The sequence below is a fragment of the Psychrobacter sp. genome (genome assembly GCF_036731945.1).
Lineage (GTDB): Bacteria > Pseudomonadota > Gammaproteobacteria > Pseudomonadales > Moraxellaceae > Psychrobacter.
Window position 1 is genome coordinate 18,523 of the sequence record NZ_DAINDI010000019.1, and the last position, 5,360, is coordinate 23,882.

Annotated in this window: 8 protein-coding genes; 6 read left to right on the forward strand and 2 right to left on the reverse strand. The window is 43.7% G+C overall.

Features of this window, described 5'->3' with window-relative positions; all coding sequences use genetic code 11:
- Together V7D75_RS05575 and yjgA are read left to right on the forward strand one after the other, a co-directional pair.
- Nucleotides 1–159 (forward strand): RapZ C-terminal domain-containing protein (locus V7D75_RS05575; protein ID WP_333613773.1); only part of this gene is annotated, 159 nt, incomplete at its 5' end.
- 103 nt (nucleotides 160–262) lie between these two features.
- Entirely contained in the window at nucleotides 263–775 is a 513-nt protein-coding gene (gene yjgA / locus V7D75_RS05580) for a ribosome biogenesis factor YjgA (RefSeq protein WP_198327950.1), read from the forward strand.
- A 114-nt stretch (nucleotides 776–889) separates the two neighbouring features.
- On the opposite strand, the gene V7D75_RS05585 is transcribed toward yjgA, so the two are convergent.
- The gene (locus V7D75_RS05585; RefSeq protein WP_068407799.1) at nucleotides 890–1,510 is read right to left on the reverse strand and encodes a thiol:disulfide interchange protein DsbA/DsbL; all 621 of its coding nucleotides are present in this window, start codon (nucleotides 1,508–1,510) and stop codon (nucleotides 890–892) included.
- 454 nt (nucleotides 1,511–1,964) lie between these two features.
- Here V7D75_RS05585 and ubiG point away from each other — a divergent pair, with 454 nt between their 5' ends.
- From ubiG to V7D75_RS05605, 4 genes are all read left to right on the forward strand, one after another.
- Entirely contained in the window at nucleotides 1,965–2,825 is an 861-nt protein-coding gene (gene ubiG, locus V7D75_RS05590; protein WP_333613752.1) for a bifunctional 2-polyprenyl-6-hydroxyphenol methylase/3-demethylubiquinol 3-O-methyltransferase UbiG, read from the forward strand.
- 85 nt (nucleotides 2,826–2,910) lie between these two features.
- Nucleotides 2,911–3,621, forward strand: a complete 711-nt coding sequence (locus V7D75_RS05595; RefSeq protein ID WP_333613753.1) for an HAD family hydrolase — start codon at nucleotides 2,911–2,913, stop codon at nucleotides 3,619–3,621.
- A gap of 93 nt (nucleotides 3,622–3,714) precedes the next feature.
- Nucleotides 3,715–4,551, forward strand: a complete 837-nt coding sequence (locus tag V7D75_RS05600; protein ID WP_333613754.1) for a YciK family oxidoreductase — start codon at nucleotides 3,715–3,717, stop codon at nucleotides 4,549–4,551.
- Nucleotides 4,552–4,713: 162 nt separating this feature from the next.
- Nucleotides 4,714–4,980 carry a DksA/TraR family C4-type zinc finger protein gene (locus tag V7D75_RS05605; protein WP_102077773.1) on the forward strand — a complete coding sequence of 89 codons (267 nt, stop codon included), beginning with the start codon at nucleotides 4,714–4,716 and terminating at the stop codon, nucleotides 4,978–4,980.
- 113 nt (nucleotides 4,981–5,093) lie between these two features.
- Here V7D75_RS05605 and V7D75_RS05610 read toward each other — a convergent pair.
- A partial coding sequence (locus V7D75_RS05610) for a winged helix-turn-helix domain-containing protein (protein WP_333613755.1) occupies nucleotides 5,094–5,360 on the reverse strand: 267 nt, incomplete at its 5' end.

Genomic DNA, 5,360 nt, shown 5'->3' on the forward strand with positions numbered 1-5,360 from the left:
TTACACAACAACCGCCATACGGTAACGGTTGCGATTGGCTGCACAGGGGGCAAGCATCGCTCGGTATTTATTACCAAGCACTTGCAAGATAAATTGACCGCGAGCTTGCCCGAAGGTTTAAGCGTTACCGCTAAGCACCGCGAAAAACATCGTTGGTAATGCTAATTATTAATGGTTATTAGCTACAATGAATACTTAAGCAATATAATCAGCAAGACGCAATAAACTCTATTATTTACTATCTCGAAAATGGAAAGCTTTTATGATTGACTGGTCAGAACAAGATATGCGCGTCTCGCGCACAGAGCTCAAAAAAGCTCATGAGCGCTTACAAGCATTGTCGATACCGCTTGCCAGCTTATCGAAGAAGCAGCTCAAAAAACTGCCGGCAAGTGATTATTTTATGGCAGAGCTGATGGCGCTTGCTGATATTACCAGTGCCAATGCGCGCAATCGCCAGACCAAACGGGTCGGCAAACTCATCAGTGAAGAAAACCGCCATGAATTGGTGAAAGCCTTGTTCGACGCTTTTTTTCCAAAAGAGCAGATTTCTAAAATCGAAAGCTGGATTGAGCGTTTAAATATCAATGATGAAGGCACGCTAAAGCAGTTTGTAAAACAATACAAAGCCTCTGAGCGTAATAGTTTATATCAGTTGCTACTATGGATTGAATATGCCAAACATACACAAGACGATGAATTGATGGCGGAGTCTAAAGAAGATTTGGCCAGTTATATTCGTGAAGTGGCGATATTGTCGCAGCTGAAAAGCTAACTATTTATGTTAGTGCTAATAACAGTTCATAGCCCATAAAAAAGCCAATCGTTAAAGATTGGCTTTTTGCATTTTTATAAACGTTCATTTTCTTAATAATTTACACATCTTAAGTTATTTTTTCTCGGCGCGTACTTTATCAACGAGATAATCAACTACTTTAGGAACAGTGGCGCTTTCACCAGTCACCACATACTTACCATGGACGACTACTGCTGGTACACCTGAAAGCTGATAACGCTTGGCACCAGCTTGTGAGCGACCAATTTTTGTGCCAACAGCAAACGAGTTATAAAGACTATTGAATTTCTTTTCATTCACCCCTTTAGATGCGTACCATTTGCTCAGTGATGCTTGGTCAAATAACTGTTTGCCATCTTTATGCACCGCATCAAATAGGGCATCATGGGTTTTGTCTTCATAGCCTAGTAATTGCGCAGCGTAGAAACCACGGGCGCTAGCTTCCCAAACAGGGTTTAGCGCGGCTGGGGTTTTGAAAAATGCCACGTCTTTGTCTTTGGTTTTTGCCCATTTTTCCATATGTGGATTGAGGACGTTACAATGCGGGCAGCCATACCAAAAGAATTCACGCACAATGATGGCATCACCGCTGATTTTTTCTGGATTGTCTAGCACGCGGTAGTCTTTTCCTGCGACATAATTGGCGGCTTGTGCACCCATATTGGCAAACCCAATAGCACAAGCCAAACCAGTCAATGCGATGATACGTTTCATACTTTTTCCTTGAGGTGTCGAGATTCAGAATAATTGTTTCAGAAGGTTCGATTCAGCAGTCATTTAGCGCATTTGTATATAGGTCTCACAATTTTAAGCGGCAATGCGTCGCCTAAATCACCCTTTTATAGACTACTGCCTATAATAGCGTAAAATGCCCATAGTTGTGAACCCGATTCTTAACTAACGGTTGTAAAGCTGTGAGCTATTATTTAAGGTATCTTACTGATGGTTTTGCGCTTATTTTATACCTTAAATTTCAGCCCGATCGTCAATCCAAAGTCGTTAAGCCAAATTTTTTCAATATAAGAATAACTGACTCATAGCGCTATAGTTTGCGCGTTTCACAAACGGTGACGATGTACTCACGACAAAGTTGCTGCTCTCATGCTAATATTGAGCGTAGCATCATACTTCCCGATAATAACTATAATGCCGATAAAGGAAAAATCCTATGAGCCAAGTTTCACCTTCTGCGCAGCCTGTGAATCATCAACAAAACAATCCTACTGACAATATGAGCGATATTAATAATGCTGCTAGCGAATTCAATCAAAATACGGCGATTAATGTCGATGCCAGCGAAGTAGAAAAATTCAACAATTTGGCGAGCGAGTGGTGGAATAAAACCGGCGCCTTTGCCACCTTACACGAAATCAATCCGCTACGCCTTAATTGGATAGAAGACAACGTCAAGCGCGGCTTTATGAGTGCCGATAGCAGTAAAACCGCAGAGATGGGCTTGGCGGGTAAAAAAGTTCTTGATGTCGGCTGTGGCGGCGGTATCTTATCAGAATCAATGGCGCGACGCGGCGCTGATGTCACCGGTATTGACCTTGGCACAGAAAACCTCAAAGCGGCGGCCTTACATGCAGAACAAAGCAATTTAGATGATATCTTGCGTTATCAGCACATTCCGATTGAGCAATTGGCTGAAAGCCATGCTGGTCAGTTCGATGTGGTGACTTGTATGGAGATGCTCGAGCACGTACCAGACCCAACTGCCATCGTCGAGGCGTGCTTTAAGCTACTAGCACCAGGCGGCGTTTGCGTGCTCTCGACCATTAACCGCAACCCTAAATCCTACTTATTTGCCATCGTTGGTGCTGAGTATGTATTGCGCCTGCTTGATCGCGGCACCCATGATTACGCCAAATTTATTACCCCAGCTGAATTGGATAAAATGGCGCTAAATGCGGATTTCAGCCGTCAAGATATCATTGGGCTGCATTATAATCCGCTGACCAAACGCTACTGGTTGGCGCAAAACGTCGATGTCAATTATATGATGGCGGTACAAAAACCACTGTTGTAAATTTTTTTATGAGTATTCCTTTTTAACCACTTTTTAAATCCATGTTTTAAATTAATGTTTTAAATCAAAATTAAGAGCGCCTGTTATGAGTCAATTTGTAAAAGCTGTCTTGTTCGACCTTGATGGGACGTTAATCGACACTGCCGCCGATTTCGTCCGGATTATTGGTAAAATGAGCGGCGAGAATGATTGGCAAGCGCCACCTGAAGCCGAGATTCGTGATCAAGTTTCCGCAGGCGCTTCGTCGATGGTACGCTTGATGCTGCGGCACAACGGCCAGCTTGAGGTTAGTGAAGAGGCGTTGCTTGAGTTTCGTCAGCAGTTTTTAGACGATTATGAAGCCGATATATGCGTCGATAGCTGTGTCTTTAGCGAGCTTGAAGAAGTGCTGCATACCTTAGAGGATAAAGGCGTACCATGGGGGATTGTCACCAATAAACCGCGCTATTTAGCAGAGCTTTTGCTAGAAAAAATGCAGTTAGACGAGCGCTGCTCGGTACTGGTTTGTCCTGACGATGTATCACGCCCCAAACCAGATCCTGAACCGATGTATGTCGCCTTAGAAAAACTCGCTATCCCGCGCGGTGCTGCTGAAAGCGTGCTTTATATTGGTGACCATATACGCGATATCGAAGCGGGCAACGCCGCTGGTATGACAACCATTTTAGCCGCCTATGGTTATATCCCACCTGAAGATCAAAAAAACTTAAAGAAATGGGGCGCTGACTATATTACTGATACCCCTAAGGAGTTGAGTAAACTTTTACTTGTTTCAGGTAAGTTTGACTATTTATAAAATAACTACTTATAAAGCAAATAAGCCATTCATTGAGATAGCTAATAAGCAACCTACTATCAAATCATCAAATAATAAGCAGTGAGTAATGCCATGAGTGACAATACTAATCCGCCCACGCCGCAGCAGACCAATCAAGCAGCTGGGCAAAATTCTGTACCATCTGTATCGCACGATGATATACGTAATTTTATACCGCCTGATAACTGCTTAGATGGTAAAACAATTTTGGTCACGGGTGCTGGTGATGGTATCGGCCGTGTTGCCGCCTTGACCTATGCGCGTTACGGTGCGACGGTGTTATTGTTGGGGCGTACCAGTAGCAAACTTGAATACGTTTATGATGAAATCGAAAGCTTTGGCGGCAAGCAGCCTGCCATGCTACCGATGAATCTCGAAGGCGCGACTTATGCTGAGATGCAAACTTTAGAGAATTTAATAGCAAAAGAAGTCGGACAGCTCGATGGGGTATTGCACAATGCTGGCATGCTAGGTGCTTTGACACCGCTTGAGATGTACGATGTCGATATGTTTGCTCAGGTGATGAAGGTTAACTTTACCTCTACCTTTATGCTTACCCAAGCGCTACTGCCGTTACTTAAAGATGCCGCTCATGGTTCTATCGTCTTTACCTCTAGTAGCGTTGGTACTCATCCGCGCGCGTTTTGGGGTGCTTATGCACTCTCGAAGCAAGCGGTAGAAGGCATGAGTGATATCTTTACCCAAGAGACGCAAAATACCACCAATTTGCGCTTCAATTGTATCAATCCCGGCGGCACCCGTACCAATATGCGCGCTCATGCTTTTCCCGGTGAAAATCCGATGAGCCTAAAAACACCAGAAGATATTATGGGCGGTTATGTGTTTTTGATGAGTGATGAAAGCATCGGCGTGCGCGGTCAAGTGGTTGAGTTGCAACCAAAAGAATAATCATCATTTGCTATCTTATTGCCCATTATTTTTATCGCTATTAATAGTGTTTATAAAAGCGTCTATTGATTGAAATAAGTGCTCTATAACCCCATCTATTTGTTATTAAAGACTTTTATTAATTAAAACCTAAATAGCATTAATAAAAAATAGGATACGATTATGGCAGGTGGCTGGTCAAGAGATGGAGCAGAACATGAGCAAATGGATGCAACGGTCAACGATGCGTTAGAGCGCGCACGGCGTGCGCTGCCAACGGGTGAAAGCGCTGAGTTTTGCGACGAGTGTGGCAACCCGATTCCAGAAGCGCGGCGTATTGCCGTGCCGGGTGTGCAGCACTGCGTTAGTTGTCAGTCTGAGCTTGAAAAAGAAGCAAAGGCAACTGAGTTATTTAATCGCCGCGGTAGTAAAGACAGTCAATTACGTTAGATTTATGCACTAAATATTTAGCGTTAAACCAATAGTTAAAACAGTAAAAAGCCCTGCACGTTGATTGCAGGGCTTTTTATGGCATTTAATATTTTCAATACTAAAAGTTAGATCTATTCACTTTTAGCCGCTTCAACTTCTGCTTCATCGGGTACGAATACATAGCCGACGCCCCAAACAGTTTGGATATAACGGGCCTGTGACGGATTATCCTCAATTAAACGGCGCAAACGTGATACTTGCACATCGATAGAACGCTCCATCGCACCCCATTCACGACCACGGGCAAGATTCATCAATTTATCACGCGTCAACGGCTCACGCGGATGCTGCACCAAGGCTTTTAATACCGAAAACTCACCGGTTGTTAAAGTAACCAC

Bases quoted from the DNA above. Each gene is read 5' to 3' on its own strand.
- yjgA (WP_198327950.1), top strand. From the start codon at position 263: ATGATTGACTGGTCAGAACAAGATATGCGCGTCTCGCGCACAGAGCTC.
- V7D75_RS05585 (WP_068407799.1), bottom strand. From the start codon at position 1,510: ATGAAACGTATCATCGCATTGACTGGTTTGGCTTGTGCTATTGGGTTT.
- ubiG (WP_333613752.1), top strand. From the start codon at position 1,965: ATGAGCCAAGTTTCACCTTCTGCGCAGCCTGTGAATCATCAACAAAAC.
- V7D75_RS05595 (WP_333613753.1), top strand. From the start codon at position 2,911: ATGAGTCAATTTGTAAAAGCTGTCTTGTTCGACCTTGATGGGACGTTA.
- V7D75_RS05600 (WP_333613754.1), top strand. From the start codon at position 3,715: ATGAGTGACAATACTAATCCGCCCACGCCGCAGCAGACCAATCAAGCA.
- V7D75_RS05605 (WP_102077773.1), top strand. From the start codon at position 4,714: ATGGCAGGTGGCTGGTCAAGAGATGGAGCAGAACATGAGCAAATGGAT.